The sequence below is a fragment of the Melioribacter sp. genome, from assembly GCF_049325435.1.
In the GTDB taxonomy this organism is placed as follows: domain Bacteria; phylum Bacteroidota; class Ignavibacteria; order Ignavibacteriales; family Melioribacteraceae; genus Melioribacter; species Melioribacter roseus.
The window spans coordinates 266,512-290,729 of record NZ_JBMOLD010000002.1 but is presented as its reverse complement, the minus strand read 5'-3'; the positions used below and the strand labels follow the sequence as shown (position 1 = coordinate 290,729).

Sequence of the window (24,218 nt, the reverse complement as noted above, 5' to 3'; positions counted from 1 at the left end):
GGGTCTGTCCAGAATTATATCCAAGATGCAGATTTAATGCTGCATACAATTAATTCCGTTCACGAATCGATTAGCATTACGGATTTAAATGACCGTTTGATTTTCGTAAACAAAGCCTTTACGAGAATATACGGCTACGAGCCGGAAGAGGTAATAGGACAGAAAACCGATATTTTGCGCTCGGATAAAAACGACCCCGAATTATTAAAACAAATTCATCCGAGTACGCTTCAAGGCGGATGGAGGGGCAGAATAATCAATAAACGTAAAGACGGAAGCGAATTTACAATCGAACTGAGCACGTCGATTGTCAAAGATGAAAACGGCAATCCCGTCGCTTATGTAGGCATTGCCCGCGACCTTACTCAGTTGATCGAAACGGAAGAAAAATTACGAGAAGCCGAAAGCAAGTTCAGAGAACTCTTCCTCGAACTGAAAGACGTGGTTTACGAAAGTACGATTGACGGTCAATTCGTCGACTTGAATCCCGCGGGTTTCGAATTCTTCGGAATCAACTCTTACGATATGCTCCGGAAAATCGACATCGTCAACGATATCTATGTCGATCCGCATATAAGAGAAGAATTTCAGAAGAAACTGGAAAAATTCGGTTTCGTTAAAGATTTCGAATTGCGCATCAAGAAACTCAACGGCAAGATTGCCACCGTGCTGGAAACTTCGACTGCGGTTAAGGACAAAGACGGAAAAATAGTCGGCTACCGAGGAATACTTCGCGATATTACAGAAGCCAAAGAACAGGAAGAAAAACTGAAAGACCTGGTGCTCCAGCTCGAAGCGGTCAATAAACAATTGAAAAAATCCGAAGAGGAATTAAAGAATCAGATTATTACGAAAGACAAATTTTTTTCGATCATTGCGCATGATCTGCGCAGTCCGTTCAGCGCTTTACTCAGTTTTTCCGAATTCCTCAGAGACGATATCGACGACCTTACCCGCGAAGAGATTGTGATGTTCGCCGATAAAATAAACGAAGCCGCTCAGAATGTCTTTGCATTACTTGAAAACCTGTTACAATGGTCGAGAATTCAATCCGGTAAAATTCATTACGAACCTCACGATTTCAAACTTCGCGAAAGAGCCGAGCGGGTAATCAAGTTATTGTCCAACAATGCCGAGAATAAGGATATTTATATCATCAACGAAATACCGAACGACGCATTGGTTTTTGCGGACGAGGATATGATTTCGTCCGTGCTTCAGAATCTTATTTCGAACGCTATAAAATTCACGCGTCCCGGCGGCAAGATCACATTGAAAGCCGAAAAAGAAGACAAATTCTTTAAAGTTTCCGTCAGCGACACGGGCGTAGGCATAAAAGAAGAAGACCTTCCGAAATTATTCCGTCTCGACGTACAACATTCCACATACGGCACGAACGAAGAAAAAGGGAGCGGGCTCGGTTTAATAATCTGCAAAGAAATGGTTGAAAAAAACGGCGGCGCTATCTCCGTTGAAAGCCGAGTAGGCGAAGGAACCACGTTTACTTTTACACTTCCGGCTACCAATCATAATTAAATTTATTTTTACCGAATAAATTTTGCCGATAATATTTCTATTCATAAATTTAAATTAAGATAATTACAAAACCAGAGGCACAAATGCAGAAAGAATTAATACTGGAAAAAATCAATCAGGCGGCAAAAATTTTAAATGAGAAAAATATCGACATGTGGATGACCTACGTCAGAGAGACGGGAAATATGCGAGACCCGATGCTCGACATGATTGTAGGCGCAAACGCCACTTGGCAATCGGCGTTTATTATTACAAAAAACGGCGACACTCATGCTATTATCGGATCGCTCGAATTGGAAAATATGAAAAGCGTAGGAACCTACAAGAACATTCATCCTTATTTGAAAACAATCAAAGAAAAATTTCCCGACGTTATCGAATCGATAAAGCCGAATAAAATTGCGCTTAACTATTCGGTTAATTCCAGTCTCGCCGACGGGCTTACTCACGGCTTATATCTTGATTTACTGGAACAATTCAAAGAGACGGACTATCCGAAGAAATTCGTCTCGTCGGAAGATATTGTAGCCGCATTGCGCGGCAGAAAATCGCCTTCGGAAATTAAACTGATTAAAGAGGCAATCGCCGAAACGCTCAAAATATTCGACGAAGTTACAAAATTTCTGAAACCCGGAATTACCGAAAAGCAGGTCGCGGCATTCGTCCAAAATCTCGTTAAAGAAAGAGGATTCGAATTGGCTTGGGACGGCGAATACTGTCCTTCCGTATTTACTGGACCGGATACCGCCGGAGCGCATTCAGGACCTACCGACAGAGCCATTGAACCGGGGCATATTATCAACATGGATTTCGGAATTAAAATAAACGGCTATTGCTCAGACCTCCAGCGCACATGGTACGTTCTGAAACCGGGCGAGGACAATCCGCCGGAAGAAGTAGCGAGAGGATTTAATGTAATTGTGGAATCGATAACAAAAGCGGCTCGGGAATTAAAACCGGGCAAAGAAGGCTGGGAAATCGATCAGATTGCGAGAAATTATATCCAAATCAACGGATACGACGAATTCCCGCACGGACTTGGCCATCAGGTAGGAAGAGCGGTTCACGACGGAGGCGCTTTGCTCGGACCGAAATGGGAAAGGTACGGAAATCTGCCAACGCTAAAAATCGAAGCCGGCAACGTATTCACAATAGAACCGAGATTGACCGTGGACAAATACGGCATCGCCACAGTGGAAGAAATGGTTCTCGTAAATTCGGACGGATGCGAATTTTTATCCGAACGACAGAAAGAATTGCTTATAATTAAAAGTTAATAGTGAGACAGATATTCGTCAAGCTGATTTAAACACGCTATATATTTAATATCGCTATAGCCGGTGAGGTTATTGATATCCTTGCCGGCAAGCGCCTGACCGCCCACTATAATTTCCTGTTCGGGAAAATCCGATTTTATCATCGAAACCAATTTTGTCAGTCGAGGAATATTCATATAAAAATTGATCGAAATACCGACTACGTCCGGTTGTTTTTTCCCGATCAAACGGATAATCTCGCCGAGGGGAGTGGAAGAACCGAGGAATGTCGAATTCCAACCGTTGATTTCGAAATAGCCGGCGACCATTTTTGCCCCGAGTTCGTGATACTCTTTGTCGATACACGCAATCACAACGCTTTTGTCTTTTTTGTTTTTGCATTTCGACGCTTCTATAGACCAATCAACCAGCGCTTCGGTAATCTTTGTTGCAATATGCTCGTCTGCTATCGAGCACCTTTCCCTTTCCCACATTTGACCGATTCGATACATCGACCTCTGAAACAATCCCAGATATATCTCTTTAATGCTTTCTCCATCTGCAAGCAATTCTTCGACTATGCTTTTACATGCAGCTTTGTCGCCTTCGAGCAATGAATTCAAATAATGGAAATAAATACCTTCCGTAATCATCTTACCGTCGTTGTTTGAATAACTATTAAACGACGGCAACGTAAGAAAAATTCAAATTCGATTAAGAATTTCTGTCGCGGCTGTTTATCAGGAATGCCAATCTGTAGGAAGTATAAGCAAAAAAGGGAGCGGAAAAAACGTCAACCGTATAATGCACGTGCTGAATTAACACACAAATTGCAACGAGAATCGTAACTACAAAAAATATTCTCTTTAGTTTTTTGTTTGTGGTAACCAGAAAAAAGAGAAACATTGTGGCTGTATGTCCCGAAAAAAAGAGGTCTTTTAAAAAAGTATGTCCGTCGCCGAAGAATTCCACGAACGGATCTTTTAAAGGGATGATTGTATGAATTGCTTCGAGCGGGAGCAGGTAGATGGTAATAAGACGGAATAGAGCCACAAAACTGTATGATTGGATTGCGAGCAAAAAAATTTCCGGATGAAAGCTCAACCAGACGAGCATTACAATCACCGAAAAATAAAGAAGAAAAAAAGTAATCCATGTTACGTCGACCGGCGTAAAAAGCGTCAGCACAGGGTCGTAAATTTCCGTTCCGGGCCGTTTCTCGTTATAAACCAAGAATTTTGCCAGACTCAAAAGAACCGTAATCAATATTGCCATCGAAAGAAAAAATCTGTTTCTAAAGCTTTTATTGAGCAGCTTGGGTTGCCAGATGTTTTTTAATTCTCTCGATATCGACAATATTACCTCGCTTAATTTCAGAGGCAAAAATAAGAAAATTTTCTCATTTCCCTGTTACAATTTTCTCGCCGATACGAGAGGCTTTTTGAAGACCGTAGTCGCGCCGTATTCGTCGATTACTTCGATTAAAAGAATATAAATTCCCGTTCTGAGATGTTTGTAATTATCGTCGAGCCCGTCATAAACAATTACGGTTTCGGGACCTGCGGGACGGCTTTTCTCCAGCGTTTTTACAGGTCTGCCTTTGCTGTCGAAAATACGGATTCTAACGAGTCCGATTTTATTGTTCAGTTTAATCGTAATCGTAGTAAAATCTTCATACCCGTCGCCATCCGGCGAAAAAGGATTCGGGTAAATTGTAACTTCCTCCTCGGCGTCGGTTCCTTTCGTATAAATCGAATTTTCCCTGCCCGGCGTAACTCCTCTTGAATTTACGGAAGTGCTCCAATTGTTTTCGTCGGTCGACGATATAAAAGGATTAATGCGCTCGAGCGATTTGTTTTTTGTATTGTTGATTAAAGGGCTGTGCCATTCGGGATTGTAGCGGAGCGAATCGATCAAATTGCCGTAAAAATCTACAAGTTTAATAACGGCTCCTTCATTAGGCAGCGAAAAAGATTTATCTACGAAAAGTTTTGCCTCCGTTCCGTAGTAGTCAATCAAAGCAGAGTCATTCGCCAACAAAAAATATTCACCAGGTGAGATTACGGTAAGTTCATTTACGAAACGGAAATCATTATGCCCTTCGATTGACAAACCGCCGACCTGTAGATTTTCATCAGAATTATTAAACAGTTCTATGAATTCGGAATTACTTTCAGCCGGATCGTACAGTATTTCGTTGATTACAATCTGACGATTTTCTATAGCCGGTAAATTAACAATAGAATTTTCAGCCGACGGAGTAGAACCTGCCGGCGATAAAGATAACGACCAGTTTGCAGAATCGCTGCCGTCGACATAAGGTGAAATTTTTTCGAGCGAAATTCCCCTTTTACCGCCCCAGCCCGACTTATAATAGACACTGTCTATATCATTCCCGTACGGATCGTAAATAACAACGCCGTCTTCGGCATTATTCAGCAAAAGGAATTCGGAAAGGGGAACAGCTCCTTCGGGATATTTATTATATCCTTCCGGACAAAGAACAAGGTATTGGAAAGGGGTTATATAAATATCTTCATTAACCTTAATTTGCCTTCCGGGCTCGGGAATTATATCCGACAGGACCCAGTTTTTCAAATTAATTTCATTTTCCGTAGCGTTGAAAATTTCGATCCATTCCGGCTCGTTCCCGCTTGGATTATACATAATTTCGTTAATTACCAATGCGCCTTTTTTATACCCGAATGTTAATTTAGATTTCCGTTCGTTGTCGGTTATGTCTTCGTCGTACAGGTAAATAATTTTCGCCATCAGATCGGAGTTGTCTTGCGCAGGATATTTTTCTTCCGTACATATCGTAACCGTATCGAACGGGGACAAGAGATCATATATAAATCTTTCCAGTAATTCGTACGCTCCGTTTTTCGCAGCGAATATTTCGACGATAAAGTTGTTTGCGTTCTCGGTTCCTTTATTAATCACATCGCAGCAGATTCTTACCGGGTCGTCGGATTTCGCATAATCCTTATCGAAACAGATGCGGCCAACTGCAAGGTCGCGTCTGTTCAAACAGACGCTGTTTTTTCTTCCCGGAGTGGCGCCCGACGAATCCCGCGAAAATTTCCAATTGAGCGAATCGTTGCTCTCCAGCTCGGCGCTGCGTTTTTCATAGGAAACGCCTGCTTTTTTGACGCCGGAAGGATGATAAAAAACGGAATCGATTGTAACGCCTCGCGCGTCTTTTATTACAACGGCGTCGCTGTCGTTATTCAAAACAGGCAAGCCCGTAACGGCAACATTCGCCTCCACATCATAATATTCGAAAAAAGAAGAATCTGCGGCAATGATCAAATACTCGCGCGGTTTAACAAAAGAACTATCTATTTTAATTACGGAAACGTTCGTATACCTGTCGTTAACGGTAAATTCATTCAGATAAATTATGCTTTCCGAATTATTATATAATTCAATCCATTCGGGCATTTCATCCGAGGGATAAAACATTATTTCATTGATCAGAAGCGAGCCGGGTAAATATCCCGGGATAATATCGACGTAGTAACAATTGTTCGTCGCATCTTCATCGTAAACGGAATAGAATAAGATTTCCAAATCAACGGGTTTTGAAATCCGGAACAGGGAATCGTAGTTCAGGATACTCGTTTCATAAACCTTCAGATATTCGGATATTATTTTTTCTTTCTTGCCGTTTGTTATCATATAAACCATAAGATTACCTTCGAGCGGTTCGCGACCGGCATTGTTCAAGTATATAGTCAGCCCCATCTTTTCTCCGACAACGGGATGTTTGGGCATAATATTCACGTTGTCGATTTTGACGTCATAATTTTTAATTGCGTTTGAATTCTTTTTGCCCGGAGTAGAACCGTTGGCGTCTTTCGATTCTCTCCAATTCAACGAATCCGAGCCGCTGCGAAAAGCGTCAATCCTTTCAAGCGATTTACCGCTCCTGCCGCCCCAGGCGGAATTATAGAAGACGGAATCGATCGTTCTGCCGAGCGAATCAACGAGCTTTAGTTTCTCGCCGCTGTTTCTTAAATAACTAAAATCAGTAAATATTATTTTTACGTCCGTATAAATCCCGGCAATCGAAGAGTCGTTGCTTACAAGCAGGTAATCTCCGGGATTTATCAAATAATCCGCGGCGGACAACTCAAACCGTTTATCGCCTACAACCAATTCGATTTTTTTCAAATTTATTTCTTCCGACGTATTGTCAAATATCTCAATCCATTCAGGCTCCGGCGGATTCGGCGCGTACATAATTTCGTTAATTACAAGGTCGTTTCCGTTAAGTAATTTATCGACGTAGTCGATTGAAAAGAAGAGCGTGTCGTTATCGTGGAACTGGTCTGTTTCGCTAAATACGACGCAATAGTATTCATGCCTCCCGGCTTCATTTTCGACGATTTCGAAAGAGCAGGTTCCGTTTTCATTTGCTTGTAAAAATTGCAGGAAGCATTCGTCTAGTTTTTCGTTATTCCCGTTATAAAGCTCAATAGCGTACTTGTCAATCGCCGAATTGCCGACGTTCTTCGCCGTTACCGTTATTTCGGAAAGATTATTAATTAATTGAAAAGGATTTTTCACGATTACCGTATCGAGTTTAACGTCGTACTCTTTCGGCGACAACGAATTAACTGCTCCCGGCGTACCGTTCGACTTGCTTTTTGATGCGCCCCAATTGGTCGATTGATTTGAAGGCATCCCTGCATTTATTCGCTCGAGCGATTTTCCGTTAACTCCCCCGTATTCGCCGTTATAATAAACGCTGTCTATGACGTTTTTATAATTATCTTTTAAGATAACTTCGTCGCCGCCGTTATTTAAATACGGGAGATTTGTTAACAGCATATTGAATTCGTGTTTGTAAAACTCTTTCAAGGATGAGTCTCTCGTAATGACGACATAGGATTCCGGATAAAGATAGCAATCTTCATACGTCAACAAAACCGAAGATTTACTGTCGGCGACGAACCAGCCTTTAATATTCAGCGTATCCGATGAATTATTGTAAAGTTCCAACCATTCGGGCTCCTCGTCTGCCGGAGCGTACATAATCTCGTTGACGACGATATCGTTATAATTTGCCTCCGGTTCGAAAATCCTAATTTCGATATCCGCGGTATTGTTTGAACTCGTTTCGTCGTAGTCGCTAACAATGAGCGCGGTAACATTGTAAACTCCCGATTGTGTAAATGCGTAATTGAAATTAATATACAGCGAATCGCCGGGATTAAGATTTGAATAAGTTTCGTAAAATATTTCGTTCGTAACCGAATCGCCTTTGGATGCCAAGACTTTCAGAATAAATTCATTCGATTCTTTCAAACCGCCGTTGCGGACGACAATCGTAAAAACTATATTCTTCCCAATCATTTGATCGGTATGCGATAGAGACAAGCTGCATAAACAGAGATCATATTCCACCGGAGACACAGAATTTTTTCTGCCCGGCGTACCGCCGATTATTAAAGAATTTTCCCAGCCGAGATTTTCGTCGACGCTTATCAATTCATCGGAGTACCCCGCAGAATTATCCGCGATATACATATGGCTGTCGATTATGTTACCGTTCTTATCCACAATCGACACTTCCCTGTCCGAAGAATTCGACATACCGGAACTGCCAAACGCATTATCGTCGATTGTCATTATAATGACGGTATCGGGAATCAATTTCATATACTCGCCTGCAGCGAAATCATAATCTCCTTCGAGTATGACCGCATAGCTCCTCGGAGAAAGCAAATTTCCGTTTTTAAGGGGCAGCAAATAATCCGCCGAAGATGTGTGATATTTAATGCCGAATTCCGTTAAATCGTACGTTTCCGTGTAAGACTTATTGAAGAGTTCTATGAATTCTCCGTTGCTCTCGGAAGGACGGAACATTATTTCGCTTATAATCAGATTTTGAGCCGTAATATTCGTAACAACGGGAAAAAGAAAGACGATTAGCTTTTTCCACTGTTTCATTGCCCTGCTATTTACTTATGCCCTTCCTGAAAATAAACATTCCTCAATTAATTTTCATAACAAAACCGGAAATAATTATATTGCATCGTGTCAAATTATACGGGAATACAAATATGAAAAGAATACTCCGGTCAGCCGTTTTATTTTATTTAATCTTTCTAACGTCATTCGATTCTTTTTCCCAGACCGATTCGGTATTTAACAAAATCTACAAACTGGGCACAGAAGACAACCGGGTAATGGAGCATCAACATTATCTTTGCAATGTGTTCGGGGGCAGACTTACAGGCTCAAATGCATATACAAACGCAGCTTTGTGGGCTCTGGACAAATTCAAAGAATGGGGACTCGACGCTTATCTGGACGAAGTGGGAGAAATGCCTGTGGGATTCGACAGAGGTCCCTGGTTCGGAAAGATGATTGAGCCTTACGAAAAGAACCTTACATTCGGAACTCCTTCATATACCGCCCCCACAAAAGGGATTCAGGAAGGATGTGCAATTTACCTGCCCGACTCGGTAATCATTCACAGTTCGAGTTTGAAAGATATGGCGGCAGGCAAGTGGGTTTTGATAGAAGGAGAAAATAACGGTTGGGCGCGCGACAGAGATTCGATTTCAATAATTACAAAAAATTTGATAAATGCAGGCTCTCTGGGCACGATTCAGAAATCGCCGTTCCCGTTGAGACTTCTCGAATCGCGTTGCGTCGATTCCTGGGATAATCTTCCTGTTTTACCGGATATTAAATTATTAGACGAGCAGTATGACGAGATATTTAATTTACTGCAAGAGAATAAAATTGTAAAACTCCAATTCGACGTCAGGAATCATTTTTATCGGGGACCCGTTAAATATCATAACGTCATAGGGATTCTAAAAGGCTCGGAAAAACCCGATGAATACGTAATACTCGGAGCGCATCTCGATTCGTTTGACGGCGCTACCGGAGCTATCGACAACGGCTCCGGCGTAGCGCGAATGATGGAAGCGATACGATTATTGAGCGCGGCGGGCGCAAAGCCGAAACGTTCAATCATGATACAGTTGTACGCCGCAGAGGAAAGAGGTCTTGTCGGCTCCAAATCGTGGGTCGAGAGGAACAAATATACGCTCGATAAGATTTCCATAATGTTTAACAATGACGGCGGCACAAATCCGCTAGTCGCTTTTGGACTGCCCGAATCGATATTAAAGCAAGTTGAAGGCGTTTTAAATCCGATAAAAGAACTCAAGTTTGAATATCCGTTTTCACTCGATACTATACCCAAATTCAGACGCGCAGGCAGAGGAGGCACCGACAGCCATTCTTTCGTAATGAACGGCGTTCCCGCTCCCTGGCTTATTCTTAGAGGTCCGCACGTATACAGACGGACATGGCATTCGATATTTGACACTTATAACGAAGTGATCCCGTCGGCGCAAAAACATTCGTCGCTTATAATTGCCCTCGCCGCTTATCAAACAGCCAATATGGATTCCTTAATTTCGCGCGAAGGCGCATTCCTTCCCGACGGACTCTATGCGGAACTAAACACAAATAAAGGCAGAATTTTAATAAACCTAGACTACAAGCGAGCTCCTCTTACCGTTTCTAATTTCGTTGGACTTGCAGAAGGAACAATCAAAAATTCCGAATTGCCTGAAGGAGTTCCTTACTTCAACGGCTCGATATGGCATCGTGTTGTCCCGGGGCATGTTATACAAGCCGGCAAACCCGTTACGGGAGCCGAAGGTCCCGGATATGAATTCCCGAATGAAATAAGTCCGGAATTGCATCACAACAAAGCCGGAATGGTCGGCATGGCAAATGCCGGTCCACACACAAACGGCAGCCAGTTTTATATAACTTTGGCAGACAGGTCGTATCTTGACGGAAATTATACTTTGTTCGGCGAAGTTGAAGAAGGAATGGACGTTGTCTATAAAATTACGGAAGGAGACACTATCAAACGCGTTCAGATTATCAGAATAGGAGATGATGCAAATAAATTCAGACCAACGACCGATTCATTTCTGACTCTGCTTGAGCAGGCTCGTAAACGAGTTCGGGAAGAAGAAAAATTAAAAAAGAAACTCGAAGAAGAAAAAATAAACAAACTGTTTCCCGGAATAGAAACTTACGACGACGGTTCAAGACATTTAATAATTAACGAGGGAGCCGATGATGATATCGGCGCGGTTGACAAAATAAAAGTAAGATATTCCGGTTTTCATCTTTTAAACGAACAGAAATTTTATTCCGATTCTCTCGGATTACCGGGAATTTCTGACTATGCGGAAGATTTTTATTTCGCACCCGGCAAAACTAATATCAATCCGGGATTAAACAAATACATACCGTTGATGAAAAAAGGCGAAAAGAGAATTATAATATTACCCTCGTCATTGGCGTACGGAATATACGGTTATTACGGCAGGAGCATTGTTAGACGCCATTTTCACAAGCAAAGTCATAGGAGGATTTAGATGACTACTATCAACAATATAATACAGAAGTTAAATCAAGTTAGCGACAATAAACTCAAAAACGAACTTCAAAAATATAAACTATCTATAAGCATAGATAAATATAATACCGCCTTCTCATGCTTTGGAGTCACAAAACTTCTATCAGGTTTGGATGTCGATATTGTAAGAGGTGGCCTAAAAGAGATACCGGCTCCTTACATTGAAGGAATACGTTGGAGTTCCATTATCGTTTTCAGAGCATATATCACTTTTGTCTATATGAGGAGCGATATACTAGAACGAGGACTTGATAGAGTTGACAACAGTTCTTGTCTAAAAGTGTATAAAGAGGTATTTCGTGCTGGCTGCAGGAATAAGAGTGAGGATACATTAGCACAACATATACGCAATTCACTTTGTCATGGTTCGTTCAAAATCAGTGATGACTTTAATATCATTCAATTTAATGATCGAAAATGGAATATCCATATAAATGTTAAAGAGTTCGATTCTTTATGCTACCATATTTATCGTTTATATAGATTAGCATTTGAGGTAAAGAGTAAAATAAATGAAAACGGCACCTAACAGCGTCTTTGCAGTTCGCTTCGCTCACCCAAATTCTTTTTGCACCTCGCAAGCATGCGAACCGTTAACGGCAAAAGATTTGTTATTCCTCCCAACTCCACGCTGGTATACGAAATCGAAGTAATCGACAGGCAATAAAAAAAGACTGCCTCAGTCGAGGCAGTCCCATAATTTATTTCAGATAATCATTAACGGCTTGAGCCACTCTTCTGCCCTGATTGAACGCTCTGACGACGAGCGAAGCTCCCGAAACGGAATCTCCGGCAGCGAAGAATTTATTTTCGCTCGTCATTAAATTTTTATCCACAATTAAATTACCGCGTTCGTCGGTTTTCAGATTCAGGTCATTAACCAGCTTCCCGTGCTCCACATGGAGAAAACCCATTGCAAGCAAAACGAGGTCGGCGTCGAGTTCCAGGGTTTCGCCAGGAATTTCCTCGAATGAAGACCTGCCGTATTTATCCGGCTCGGTCCATTTTAATTTGCTGAATTTAATTTTATTAACTTTGCCTTCTTTCCCGATAAATTCTTTTGCCGAAAGCGACCAGAGCCGTTCGCAGCCTTCTTCATGAGACGTTGAAGTATAAAGAATTCTCGGCCAGGTCGGCCAGGCATTATACGGCGTTCTTTCTTTAGGCGGTTGAGGAAGAATTTCGACCTGTGTAATCGATTTTGCGCCCTGACGACGAGCTGTTCCCACACAGTCGGAACCCGTGTCGCCGCCTCCGATAACCACAACGTTTTTGTCTTTGGCTGTAATCCGTTTTTCTTCCGGTATATTATCGCCCGCGTTAATTTTATTTTGCAGAGTCAAATACTCCATTGCAAAATGGATTCCGTTTAAGTCCCTTCCCGGAATATTCAAATCGCGGGGCACGGTAGATCCCGCCGCAATTATTATGGCGTCGAACGTCCTTTTAAGATAATTTGCCGAAATGTCGATACCCACATTTACCTCGGTTTCGAAAACTACGCCTTCGGCTTTCATCTGTTCAATGCGTCTGTCGATGACCCACTTTTCAAGCTTAAAGTCCGGAATACCGTATCTCAACAGACCGCCGATTCTGTCGCTCTTTTCGAAGACCACCACATTATGCCCGGCTCGAATCAATTGCTGAGCGGCTGTAAGACCCGCCGGACCCGATCCGATGACGGCGACTTTTTTACCTGTTTTATAAACCGGCATCTGAGGTTTAATCCATCCTTCTTTCCAGCCTTTTTCTACTATTTCAAGTTCAATATGCTTTATTGTTACCGGCTCGATATTAATTGACAACGTACATGCCTTTTCGCAAGGAGCGGGACAAACGCGTCCGGTAAACTCGGGGAAATTAATGGTCGAATGGAGCAGATCCAAAGCCTTTTTCCAGTGACCTTTGTATACCATATCGTTCCAATCCGGAATGCGATTATTTACAGGACAGCCGTAAGAATGGCAATACGGAATTCCGCAGTCCATACAACGCGCTGCCTGCTTTATTAATTTATCCTCCGGCAAAAGAATTTCGAATTCTTTGAAATTCTTGATTCTTTCCTCGGGAGGTAATTTTTGAGGATTTTCTCTGTTATATTCCAGGAATCCCGTTGCTTTAGCCATCGTACACCTCCTCGGTAGCGGCTACCGTTTCTACATCCGCATGTTCGCTCAATTTCATTCTTTCGAGCACTTTTCTATACTCGATCGGAATTACTTTAACAAAAAGCGGGAGGCTCGATTCCCATCTTTCCAGTATCATTTTAGCCCTTGGACTGTTTGTAAAATAATAATGTTTTTCAATCATTGTTCTAAGGAAAAGTTTGTCGTTTTTGTCCCATACGCTTTCCAAATCGACCATATCGAGATTACATTTGGTATCGAAGAGTTGAGTTTCGTCATATATGAAAGCAATTCCGCCGCTCATTCCAGCCGCAAAGTTTTTACCCGTAGATCCGATACAAACGACCGTACCGCCCGTCATATATTCGCAGCCGTGGTCTCCGATACCTTCCACTACCGCTGTAGCCCCGCTGTTTCTTATAGCAAATCTTTCGCCTGCTTTTCCGTTAATAAAGACTTCTCCGCCCGTAGCGCCGTAGAGCGCGACGTTTCCGCAAATCACATTATCGTGCGGAGCGAATCCTGCGTTTGCGGGAGGAACTACGACTATTCTTCCGCCAGCCATTCCTTTTCCCATATAATCGTTCACGTCGCCTTCGAGTCTGAATGTAATTCCGGGCGACAAGAATGCCCCAAAGCTTTGACCCGCCGAACCTTTGAAATTAATTTTTATTGTGTCCTCGGGCAATCCTTTGGAGCCGTGTTTTTTGACAACATAACCGCTCAATCTGGCGCCGACAGTTCTGTGAATATTTCTGATCGGCAGCTCCAATTCAACGGGTTTCATTTCTTCAATCGCAGGTTTTAATTTATCTACAAATTCTTCGTCATAAACTTCCACCCGGTTGGGCATATTCACCATACAACATTTTCCCGCAGTGTCGACCATTGAATCGAGAAGCGGTCTAAGATCGAACTTTTGCGCTTTCCATAAATCCGGCGGAGGACTGAATTCCAGCAGTTCGGTATGTCCCACCATTTCGTCTACAGTCCTGAATCCGAGTTCAGCCATTACTTCTCTGAAATCCTGAGCAAGGAATCTAAAGAAACGTTCGATATATTCGGGCTTTCCGGAAAATCTCGCTCTGAGCGCCGGATCCTGGGTAGCCACACCTACGGAGCAGGTATTCTGATGACATTTTCTCAACATAACGCATCCGATTGTTATCAATACGGAAGTCGCGAATCCGTATTCTTCGGCGCCCAGCAAAGTTGCAATAGCAAGGTCGCGCCCTGTTTTTATTTGACCGTCAACCTGCACTCTTATTTTGTCCCGCAGCTTATTGTGAATAAGAGTCTGATGGGTTTCTGCAAGACCGATTTCCCAAGGAATTCCCGTATGTTTAATCGATGTAAGAGGCGAAGCTCCCGTGCCGCCTTCGTATCCCGAAATCAGAACAATATCCGCTTTCGCTTTTGCGACGCCGGACGCTACCGTGCCCACGCCCGACTCGGAAACGAGTTTAACCGATACTTTGGCGTTGGGATTAATGCATTTCAAATCATAAATTAATTGAGCCAGATCTTCAATCGAATAAATGTCGTGATGGGGCGGAGGCGAAATCAGAGTAACGCCCGGGGTCGTATGACGCACTCTGGCGATTTCGGGAGTAACTTTATGGCCCGGCAACTGCCCTCCCTCGCCGGGTTTAGCGCCCTGAGCAATTTTAATCTGTAATTCCTCGGCGCTCAACAAGTATTCCGGCGTAACGCCAAAACGTCCCGAAGCCACCTGTTTAACTTTCGATCGGGCGGTGTCGCCGTTTGCATCGACTTTATTCCGCGCCATATCTTCGCCGCCTTCGCCGGAATTACTTCTTGCCCCGATTCTGTTAACCGCAATTGCTATAGTTTCATGCGCTTCTTTACTGATCGAACCGAACGACATTGCCGAAACGACAAATCTTTTGACTATGCTTTCGACAGGCTCGACCTCATCAATCGGAATCGGATTTCTCTTTTTGAACCGGAGCATTTTCCTGATCGCAACAGGGCTGTTCTCGCCTTCGTTGACAATCCTTGTAAATTCTTTAAACACTTCGTAGTCGTCGGTTCTTGTCGCAAGTTGAAGTTTCGATATCGAGTCATGATTCCAGAAATGTTTTTCGCCGTTCAAACGAATCGAATACTCGCCTCCTGCGGAGAGCAGATTTTCCGGATTGCCTTTTTCGGGAAATCCCGCGCTGTGTCTTATTATGGCTTCTTTTTGAATATCGTCGAGGTCGATGCCGCCGAGGCGATTTATAGTGCCGGTAAAATATTTTTCAACCAGATCTTTGCTCAAACCGATCGCCTCGAATGTCTGAGCGGCAAAATAACTGTGAAGCGTCGAAATGCCCAGACGGCTCATGGTTTTAAGCAAACCTTTCTTAACGGCAATAATGTAAGAATCAATTGCTTCTTCGGGCTTCAGTTTTTGTTCAAGGAAATTATTCTCCGCAAGATATCTCACTGTGTTTAGCGCGAGATACGGACAAATAGCGTCGACGCCGTAGCTAATCAAAAGCGCAAAATTCATCACTTCCCTAACTTCGCCCGATTCGACTATTATACTAGTCTTGGTTCTCAATCCGTTACGTATCAAGTAATGATGAAGACCCGAAGCCGCCAGCAGCGAGGGAATTGGCGCTCTGTTTTCGTCCACGTTTTTATCTGTCAATACGATAACCGTACTGCCGTTTTTTATTTTCTCGGCAGCGGTTTCAAATATATTGTTCAGCTCTCTTTCGAGCGCTTTATCCCCTCCTTTTTTGTCGAAGAGGATGTCGATGTAACTTACTTTTATATTGGGATGATTTGCATGTTCTATCTTTTTCAGATCTTCGGGAGTCAAAACGGGATGTGGAAATTTGAATCCTCTGAAATTTTCCGGACTTTCCTCCAGGAGATTGCCTTCGCCTCCGACAAAGCTCTCCAACGACATTACCAACTCTTCTCTCAGCGGATCGATAGCCGGATTCGTAACTTGCGCAAATCTCTGTTTGAAATAGTAAAACAAAAGATTAGGTCTGTTCGACAATATTGCAAGCGGCGTATCGTTGCCCATAGAGCCGACAGGTTCCTGGCTTCGCGAAGCCATCGGCGTTATTATTAATTTCAATTCTTCTTCCGTATAACCGAATACGTGTTGCTTTCGGAGAAGGGATTCTTCGTTCTCAACTTCGGGCGCGCTTGCAGGAGTAAAGAGTCCTCTCAGAGTAATTATATTATCTTTAATCCATCTTCTGTAAGGCTTCTGCCGCGATATTTTTGCTTTAATTTCTTTATCCGGCACAACTCTGTTTTGTTTAAAATCAGCCAAAAGCATTTTGCCCGGAGAGAGCCTGCTTCTTTTAATTATTTTTTCAGGCGGGAATTCGACGACTCCGCTTTCGGAGGCGAGCACAACCATACCGTCTTTTGTGATTGAATAGCGCGCAGGTCTCAATCCGTTTCTGTCGAGTATTCCGCCAAGGAATCTCGAATCGGTAAATACAATCGCGGCGGGACCGTCCCACGGTTCCATAATAGCCGAGTGGAAATCGTAAAACGCTCTTTTATCTTCGCTCATCTGGATTTTCGGACCGTAGGCTTCGGGCACCATCATCATCATCGCATGAGGTATAGAGCGTCCGCCCATTACGAGTAGTTCCAGCACATTGTCGAAGATTGCCGAATCGCTTCCGCTTTCGACAATAATCGGTTTTATTTTTTCAATGTCGTCGCCGAACAATTCGGACTTAAGCGTAAATTCCCTGGCTTTCATTCGATTAATGTTGCCGCTCAACGTATTGATTTCGCCGTTGTGGGCAAGAAACCGGAAAGGCTGAGCCAGATTCCACGTAGGCTGTGTATTTGTGCTGTATCTCTGATGAACTACGCCAAATTTCGATTGAAATCTTTCGTCTGACAAATCGGGATAGTAGCGGGGCAATTGATTTGCAGTCAAAAGTCCTTTATAAACCAGTCTGCTAGAAGAAAGACTCGTAACGTAAAATTGAGATGTATCTTCGGGTAAAGCGTCGACTTCTTTTTCCACCTGCCTTCTTATTACATAAAGTTTTCTTTCGAAAGCTTCCTTGTTTATTTTTCCGCGATGTATGAAAATCTGAACAACCCGGGGTTCGGTCGACTTTGCAAGTTGACCTATTGCGCTGCTATCGACAGGAACATCCCGCCAGCCGAGCATATCGCATCCTTCCTCGAGCACATACTTTTCGAAAATCTTTTTGCATTTATCCGCCAATACGTTATCGGCGGGAAGGAACACCATACCGACGGCGTAATCTTCGTATGCCGGCAATTTAATGCCCGCCGAAGGAGCTTCGTCCTGGAAAAAACGGTCGGGGATATCAATCATAATACCTGCGCCGTCTCCGGTCGATTTATCGCCGCCCAGAGCGCCGCGGTGCTCCAGATTAACCAAAATATTAATCGCATCTTCGACCACCTTATGCGTCGGTATTCCGTCAAGTTTTGCTATGAATCCGACGCCGCAATTGTCCCTTTCGAATTTCGGATCGTATAATGCGTTCTTTTTCAAACGCCCGTCAGCGCTATATAAATAATTGTTCCCCATCTGTTTCTCCTTTATATCTCTCAAACTTACTGGTAATTATTTACTAGAGAGGTTAAATTTCTATTAAAAATGTAGATTACGGCATTAACGCCGTAGCGTGCGTATGCTTTTAATCGCAGCAATAATGCATAACGGGATGATTTCTTCTGCGTACCGAATATATCTGCCGTGACGATTTAGATTATATCTTTGTTTCATTTTTAAATCTCTATAAAAAACTTTTTCAAGTACACAGAACCGGGTAGGTTCTTTAATATTACGGCAGCTTTTGGCTGGCTCTTATAATTCTCTGCAAATGTAATGAATGAAAATGGGAATTTCAATCCTTTTTTAAAAATTTCCTGCCTTTACCCTAACTTATTTAGTCCTCTCCATTATTCCGCATTACCTTAAGAAAGCCTCGCGGCGTATTTAACATAATTATAAAAAATCCGAATGGATAAAAACAGTAACCCGGGATTTGAAAAAACATTGCTATATTTCCGAATGAAAAATAAAGAAACTCTAAGATGACAGAGCCGGAAATAAATATCGGAATACTCGCCTCTAAAGAAATCCGTTTCGACCTCTACGGTGAATTCAATAGCAATTTCGGCACAGACAAATGCAGCGGGAATTACAAAGCCGTATTGGAAGAAGGAAAAATCGCAGTTTATAAAGACGACAAAAAAGCCGGCAAATCAGACGAAATAATTTTCACTCCGAACGATATCGATATCGAGTCATTCGTTCTTTACGATGTAGTTATAGGAAAAAATTTTCACTGGCAGAAAAAAGAAAGACAACGTTTCAGAGGAACTCTCAGACTCTTTATTGAAGACGGCAATATAACCGCCGTCAATATTATTCCCCTGGAAGAATATCTGGCGAGCGTTATCGCATCGGAAATGAACGCCAACAGCTCCCCGGAATTGCTCAAAGCTCACGCCGTAATTTCACGCAGCTGGATTCTCTCCCAGCTCGAAAAGAAAAAAGAAACGACAAAGCATGTCAACGAATTGATTTCCGACGACGAAATCATCAGATGGTACGATTCTACAAATCATCAGAATTACGATTTTTGTTCGGACGACCATTGCCAGCGATATCAGGGGATTACGAGAATAATAAACGAAAACGTTTACAACGCCGTTGAAAACACAAGAGGCATTGTGTTGACGTACGAAGACAAAGTATGCGACACGCGTTATTCGAAATGCTGCGGCGGCATTACCGAATCGTACGAAAATGTATGGGAACCGATCAGAGTGAGATATCTAGTATCAATTACGGATTATAAATTCGAAATCGACGGCATCGAATACGACCTGACAAAAGAAAAAAACGCCGAGAAGTGGATAAACATTTCGCCTCACGCATTCTGCAATACCGCCGACGCAAAAATACTTCAGCAGGTATTGAACGATTACGACAGACAAACTGAATTCTTCAGATGGAAAGTTGAATATTCCCAGGACGAACTTTCATCGATAATAAAAGAAAAAAGCGGAATCGATTTCGGACACATAATCGATCTCGAACCGGTAAAACGGGGTTACTCGGGAAGAATAATCAAATTGAAGATAAGAGGCGCTAAGAAAACTTTGACCGTCGGGAAAGAACTCGAAATCCGGCGCTGGCTTTCTCCGACGCATCTTTACAGTTCGGCTTTTACCGTTCTGAAGGAAGAAATTAAAGATAACATACCCGCCAAGTTCATCCTCAAAGGAGCAGGCTGGGGACACGGTGTAGGCTTATGTCAAATAGGCGCCGCAGCGATGTCGAATATCGGATATCTGTTCGACGAAATTCTGTCGCATTATTTCAAAGGAGCCAAAATCAAAAAGATTTATTGATGAGAATACTAAAAACTTGCTTTTCAAAAAGCTGGGGCGGACTCGAAATTTATTCATTGACTACAATTCTAAAGCTTCGCGAAAGAGGATTAAATCCGACTCTTTTTTCTCTAAAAGACGCGCCTATCGCAAAAGAAGCGAAAGCGCATCATATTAACACCGTAACAATCGACAACGCCGGATATATAAATCCGTCAGGGATAAAAAAAACAATCGCTTTGATGAAGAAAGAAAATTTCGACATTATACATTGCGCCACTTCAAAAGATTTATGGCTTGTTACGCCCGCGCTAAAACTTACGGGTTTAAACACTCCTCTTTTAATGACAAAGCACATGGGCTCGTATATAGTAAAAAAAGATTTGCTTCATCGATTTATCTATAAACGTCTCGACTATGCTCTTGCAATCAGCAACGTCATAGCGAAAAATCTGGTCGATACAACGCCGTTGAATCCGGACAAAATTAAATTACTCCACAACGGAATCGACACAAAATTTTTCGATCCCGGGAAATACGACAAAAATAAAGTGCGTTCGGAATTCGGCATAAAAGACGACGAACTGCTAATCGGCATGACTGCGAGATTCAGTCCCGGCAAAGGACACGAAGAATTTATTGAAGCCGCTCAAATATTGTGTAAAGAATATAACAATCTCAAATTCATTATTGTAGGAAAAGCCAGCCGGGGAGAAGACGACTACGAAATCAAAATTAAAGACGCGGCGCGGCGGTCGGGTATCGGAGAAAAAATTATTTTTACCGGATTCAGAAAAGATATACCGGATATTCTCGCAGCCATGGATATTTTCGTTTTTCCGTCCCACGCTGAAGCTTTCGGTATAGCTCTCATCGAAGCGTTCAGCATGGCTAAACCGAGCGTTTGTTCGGCTTCGGACGGAGTCCTCGATATTGCAGTAAACGAAGCAACGTCGCTACTGTTCGAGAAGCAATCGGCAAACGACCTTGCCTCAAAATTGAAAAGATTAATCGACGACGGATATTTAAGAGAAAAACTCGGCGCCAACGCCCGGCAACGAGCGGTGGAACATTTTGACATCGAAATTTTTACAGACAAATTGATTGCAATTTATAAGGAAGCGTTGAACGAAAAATGACTTTTCTTAATCCCGCAATATTGATTGGTCTTTTGGCCGCCGGCATACCGGTAATAATTCATTTTCTCAATTTAAAAAAGTTGAAGAAAGTCGAATTCAGCACGCTGGCGTTTTTGAAGGAATTGCAGAAAAGCAAAATAAGACGGATTAAATTTCGTCAATGGCTTTTGCTGTTAATCAGGGTATCGATAATAATATTTCTCGTGCTCGCATTTGCGCGTCCCACAATCAAAGGGACGGCAACCGAGGCGGGGACTACGGCGGCTGTTTTCATTTTCGACGATTCGTACAGCATGTCCTTAATAACTCCGCAGGGTTCTTTATTCAACATTGCAAAAAAATTCTTTAAAGAAATAGCCTCCTCATTTACATCCAAAGACCGCATTGCGGCGCTGCCCGCATCTTCGGACGGTAATAAAATTAATTTTGCCGCGCTTTCAGAAGCTCTGAAACTAGTCGACGCTATGACCGTTACCCCGAGGGCGGTTAAACTTAATGATATTCTGACTCTTGCCGCAAATAAATTGAGCAAAGAGTCCGCGGTAAATAAAGAAATTTTTATCTTTTCGGATTTTCAGAAATCGGCTCTCGATCTTCAGAGAATAAATTCGGACTCTAAAATTAAAATTTACGCGATAACCATTCGGGGAAAAAACGGTAGCAATCTATCGGTCGACAGCTTTTACACCGACAATCAGATCTTCGAATTAAATAAATCAATTTCCTTCGCCGCCGCAATCAATAATCACTCTAACAGTAAAGCAGTTAACAGAATCGCTTCTCTGTATATAAACGGACGAAGAGCTGCGCAGCAAAGTTTTTCAATCGCCGCTCAAGAAAGAACAATCGTAAATTTCGAAACCGCATTAATCGACACCGGCATTATAAACGCAAAAATAGCGCTTGAAGACGACGATATAGTTTACGATAACGAGAGACACCTCGCTTTTTATGTGCCCGGTAAAATAAGAGTTCTCATGCTGTCTGAAAACAAAAAAGACGTTTTTTTTCTGAATGCCGCTCTGACATCTTCTCTTACGGATAAAAATCAAACCGTCATTTTAGATGAAACTTCTTACAGTTCTCCCACTCCTGTTGATTTGGATAAATACAATACGATAATTTCCGTAGGAGCTCCGGACGCGTCCCAATACGGTTTAATCTCGGAATATGTTTACAATGGAGGAAACCTGATACTATTCCCTTCCTCTGCCGATAACATGGAAAGCCATAAAAAGTTTTGCGAGGCGCTGGGAATCCGCGACGGTCGATTTCAAAAGATTTTTAACTCCGTTCATTATACGGATAAAAAAATTCCGGGCCACCCGCTTATAACAGATTTATTCGAAAACAAAGGGAGGGCTGAAATCGACTCGCCTGAATTTTACAGGTACTACCGATTAAACGGATTTTATGAGGGCGATATAATTATTGCTATGGACGACGGGTCGCCTTTTCTGGCGGAGATTAAAAAAGGAGCGGGAAGAATTTTTTTGTTTAATACGGCGCCTGTTGCGGAATGGAGCGACTTTCCCTTCAAATCGCTCTTTGCTCCGTTAATCAACAGACTTGCCAGATATACCGCTTCAATCGATACTGATAAAGAATACAGAACCGGCGAAAGAATCATAATCGATTTAACCGGCGTTTCCTCGCCAGTTGTAAAAATTAGCAAACCTGACAACACAACGACCTATCTTAACAGAAACGAAAGTCCAGGCAGAGACATTGTATCGTATACAGAAACCGGACTGCCGGGTTTGTATCGTTTTTATGCCGGTTCGCAATTAATAAAATTTGCTGTCGTCAATACCGACCCGGCGGAATCGGAGCTTGAAAATTATACCGACGAGGAATTAAAGAGCGCCGCCGGTTTTATTCCCATCAGCGCGCTTTCATTCAGGCAGGAAGAAATTACCCGACTGAGATACGGCAGCGAGCTGTGGAAATATTTGATTATTTTAGTAATATTACTGGCGGCGATAGAAACATTTTTGTCGAAAAGCAATAAAAGAGAAGTAATCGAACTGGGGAAAGGAAATTAGAAAGGATTTATGATCGATCTTAAAAATACGCAGCGCGAAAGAGCGATTTTAATAGCGCTGCCGGTTGGGGGCTTTACAAAAGAACAAGTTGAAGAACACCTGGACGAGCTTGAACTGCTTGCATCAACGGCAGGCGCCGAAACGGTATTTAAAATTCTTCAGGACAGGATAAAACCCGACCCGGCATACTTTATCGGCAAAGGGAAAGCCGAAGAGATTGCGCAATTAATCGAATTAAACGACATACAGATTGTCATTTTCGACAACGACCTGAATCCCACACAGGTACGAAATCTCGAAAAGTTGTTCAATCGTAAAATTCTCGACAGAAGCGGATTGATACTCGATATTTTTGCCCTTCATGCCAAAACGCGGGAAGCCAAAACGCAGGTTGAACTGGCTCAGCTTGAATATATGCTGCCGAGACTTACGAGAGCATGGACGCACTTGTCCAAACAATACGGCGGAATCGGCACAAAAGGACCGGGCGAAACACAAATAGAAACCGACAGGCGATTAATACGTACGCGCATTTCCAAGCTGAAAGAGAATCTGCGCAAAATCGAATCTCAACAGATTGTAAAAAGTTCCGCCCGTAAAAAATTAATCAATGCAACTCTTGTGGGATATACAAACGCAGGCAAATCCACTTTGTTGAATCTTCTGACTAACGCCAGCGTGCTTGCGGAAGACAAATTATTCGCTACGCTCGATTCCACTACGCGCATATTCAATCTGGAAAAGAACAAACAAATTCTCCTTAGCGATACGGTCGGTTTTATCAGAAAACTTCCCGCTCATCTTGTCGCTTCATTCAAAAGTACGCTTAACGTAGTAAGCGACGCGGATGTAATACTGCATGTAATCGACGCATCCCACGATTATTTTGAAGACCACATAAAGACCGTGGACGATACTCTTCGCCAGCTCCATTGCGATAAAAAACTTCAGATAAAAATATTCAATAAGATTGACGCTCTGAAAGAAAAAGATATTATCAATTATATTTCCGCAAACTATCCGGGCAGCTACCTCGTTTCGGCTCAAAGGGGTATCGGCATACAAAAATTGAAGTCGGCGCTCATAGACATATACGAACAAAACTTCGTAGAAGGCGAACTGAGAATAAGCCACACTCAACCGAAGAAAATTTCAATGGTTTACGAAATAGCGGAGGTGCTCGACACGCGCTACGAGGACGAATTTGTTTTGCTGAAATACAGAACCAGCAAGATAAACGAAACCCATATTAAAAAACTAATCCAACACAATTGAAA

The 24,218-nt window shown here is 42.6% G+C and carries 13 protein-coding genes; 8 read left to right on the top strand and 5 right to left on the bottom strand.

Annotation, left to right across the window (positions count from 1 at the left end; all coding sequences use genetic code 11):
• Positions 1–36: 36 nt before the first annotated feature.
• Together ACOYVE_RS02815 and ACOYVE_RS02810 are read left to right on the top strand one after the other, a co-directional pair.
• On the top strand, positions 37–1,536 hold the full coding sequence (locus tag ACOYVE_RS02815) for a PAS domain-containing sensor histidine kinase (RefSeq protein WP_422880717.1): 1,500 nt from the start codon (positions 37–39) through the stop codon (positions 1,534–1,536).
• An 83-nt stretch (positions 1,537–1,619) separates the two neighbouring features.
• Positions 1,620–2,813 (top strand): M24 family metallopeptidase, encoded by a 1,194-nt coding sequence (locus tag ACOYVE_RS02810; protein WP_422880716.1) that lies wholly within the window; start codon positions 1,620–1,622, stop codon positions 2,811–2,813.
• Here ACOYVE_RS02810 and ACOYVE_RS02805 read toward each other — a convergent pair.
• The 3 genes from ACOYVE_RS02805 to ACOYVE_RS02795 all read right to left on the bottom strand — a co-directional run bounded on the left by ACOYVE_RS02805 (position 2,810) and on the right by ACOYVE_RS02795 (position 8,750).
• Positions 2,810–3,445, bottom strand: coding sequence for a cobalamin B12-binding domain-containing protein (locus ACOYVE_RS02805; RefSeq protein ID WP_422880715.1), 636 nt, complete (start codon positions 3,443–3,445; stop codon positions 2,810–2,812). The two genes, ACOYVE_RS02810 and ACOYVE_RS02805, sit on opposite strands and share 4 nt — an antisense overlap.
• A 61-nt stretch (positions 3,446–3,506) precedes the next feature.
• Positions 3,507–4,175: a phosphatase PAP2-related protein gene (locus ACOYVE_RS02800; protein ID WP_422880714.1), complete on the bottom strand. Its 669-nt coding sequence runs from the start codon at positions 4,173–4,175 to the stop codon at positions 3,507–3,509.
• A gap of 27 nt (positions 4,176–4,202) precedes the next feature.
• Positions 4,203–8,750, bottom strand: a complete 4,548-nt coding sequence (locus tag ACOYVE_RS02795) for a lamin tail domain-containing protein (RefSeq protein ID WP_422880713.1) — start codon at positions 8,748–8,750, stop codon at positions 4,203–4,205.
• A gap of 113 nt (positions 8,751–8,863) precedes the next feature.
• On the opposite strand from ACOYVE_RS02795, the gene ACOYVE_RS02790 reads away from it, so the two are divergent.
• Positions 8,864–11,218 carry a peptidylprolyl isomerase gene (locus ACOYVE_RS02790; protein WP_422880712.1) on the top strand — a complete coding sequence of 785 codons (2,355 nt, stop codon included), beginning with the start codon at positions 8,864–8,866 and terminating at the stop codon, positions 11,216–11,218.
• The gene (locus ACOYVE_RS02785) at positions 11,219–11,788 is read left to right on the top strand and encodes a hypothetical protein (RefSeq protein ID WP_422880711.1); all 570 of its coding nucleotides are present in this window, start codon (positions 11,219–11,221) and stop codon (positions 11,786–11,788) included.
• Positions 11,789–11,960: 172 nt separating this feature from the next.
• Here the strand turns inward: ACOYVE_RS02785 and ACOYVE_RS02780 are convergent, their stop codons facing one another.
• Entirely contained in the window at positions 11,961–13,385 is a 1,425-nt protein-coding gene (locus tag ACOYVE_RS02780) for a glutamate synthase subunit beta (protein ID WP_422880710.1), read from the bottom strand.
• A complete protein-coding gene (gltB, locus tag ACOYVE_RS02775; protein ID WP_422880709.1) occupies positions 13,378–17,943 on the bottom strand; it encodes a glutamate synthase large subunit in 4,566 nt (1,521 codons plus the stop codon). The genes ACOYVE_RS02780 and gltB overlap by 8 nt, the downstream gene beginning before the upstream one ends.
• 509 nt (positions 17,944–18,452) lie before the next feature.
• Here gltB and ACOYVE_RS02770 point away from each other — a divergent pair.
• From ACOYVE_RS02770 to hflX, 4 genes are read left to right on the top strand one after another with little or no spacing between them, the layout of a single operon-like run.
• The gene (locus ACOYVE_RS02770) at positions 18,453–19,778 is read left to right on the top strand and encodes a SpoIID/LytB domain-containing protein (protein WP_422880708.1); all 1,326 of its coding nucleotides are present in this window, start codon (positions 18,453–18,455) and stop codon (positions 19,776–19,778) included.
• Positions 19,778–20,896, top strand: a complete 1,119-nt coding sequence (locus ACOYVE_RS02765; RefSeq protein ID WP_422880707.1) for a glycosyltransferase family 4 protein — start codon at positions 19,778–19,780, stop codon at positions 20,894–20,896. Before ACOYVE_RS02770 ends, ACOYVE_RS02765 begins: the two co-directional genes overlap by 1 nt.
• On the top strand, positions 20,893–22,941 hold the full coding sequence (locus ACOYVE_RS02760) for a BatA domain-containing protein (RefSeq protein ID WP_422880706.1): 2,049 nt from the start codon (positions 20,893–20,895) through the stop codon (positions 22,939–22,941). The genes ACOYVE_RS02765 and ACOYVE_RS02760 overlap by 4 nt, the downstream gene beginning before the upstream one ends.
• Before the next feature lie 9 nt (positions 22,942–22,950).
• Positions 22,951–24,216: a GTPase HflX gene (gene hflX / locus ACOYVE_RS02755; RefSeq protein ID WP_422880705.1), complete on the top strand. Its 1,266-nt coding sequence runs from the start codon at positions 22,951–22,953 to the stop codon at positions 24,214–24,216.
• The last annotated feature ends 2 nt before the right edge of the window (positions 24,217–24,218 follow it).

What these genes read in the sequence shown, in the direction of transcription:
- ACOYVE_RS02815 (WP_422880717.1), top strand. Translation starts at nt 37, where the DNA reads ATGCTGCATACAATTAATTCCGTTCACGAATCGATTAGCATTACGGAT.
- ACOYVE_RS02810 (WP_422880716.1), top strand. Translation starts at nt 1,620, where the DNA reads ATGCAGAAAGAATTAATACTGGAAAAAATCAATCAGGCGGCAAAAATT.
- ACOYVE_RS02805 (WP_422880715.1), bottom strand. Translation starts at nt 3,445, where the DNA reads ATGATTACGGAAGGTATTTATTTCCATTATTTGAATTCATTGCTCGAA.
- ACOYVE_RS02795 (WP_422880713.1), bottom strand. Translation starts at nt 8,750, where the DNA reads ATGAAACAGTGGAAAAAGCTAATCGTCTTTCTTTTTCCCGTTGTTACG.
- ACOYVE_RS02790 (WP_422880712.1), top strand. Translation starts at nt 8,864, where the DNA reads ATGAAAAGAATACTCCGGTCAGCCGTTTTATTTTATTTAATCTTTCTA.
- ACOYVE_RS02785 (WP_422880711.1), top strand. Translation starts at nt 11,219, where the DNA reads ATGACTACTATCAACAATATAATACAGAAGTTAAATCAAGTTAGCGAC.
- ACOYVE_RS02780 (WP_422880710.1), bottom strand. Translation starts at nt 13,385, where the DNA reads ATGGCTAAAGCAACGGGATTCCTGGAATATAACAGAGAAAATCCTCAA.
- gltB (WP_422880709.1), bottom strand. Translation starts at nt 17,943, where the DNA reads ATGGGGAACAATTATTTATATAGCGCTGACGGGCGTTTGAAAAAGAAC.
- ACOYVE_RS02770 (WP_422880708.1), top strand. Translation starts at nt 18,453, where the DNA reads ATGACAGAGCCGGAAATAAATATCGGAATACTCGCCTCTAAAGAAATC.
- ACOYVE_RS02765 (WP_422880707.1), top strand. Translation starts at nt 19,778, where the DNA reads ATGAGAATACTAAAAACTTGCTTTTCAAAAAGCTGGGGCGGACTCGAA.
- ACOYVE_RS02760 (WP_422880706.1), top strand. Translation starts at nt 20,893, where the DNA reads ATGACTTTTCTTAATCCCGCAATATTGATTGGTCTTTTGGCCGCCGGC.
- hflX (WP_422880705.1), top strand. Translation starts at nt 22,951, where the DNA reads ATGATCGATCTTAAAAATACGCAGCGCGAAAGAGCGATTTTAATAGCG.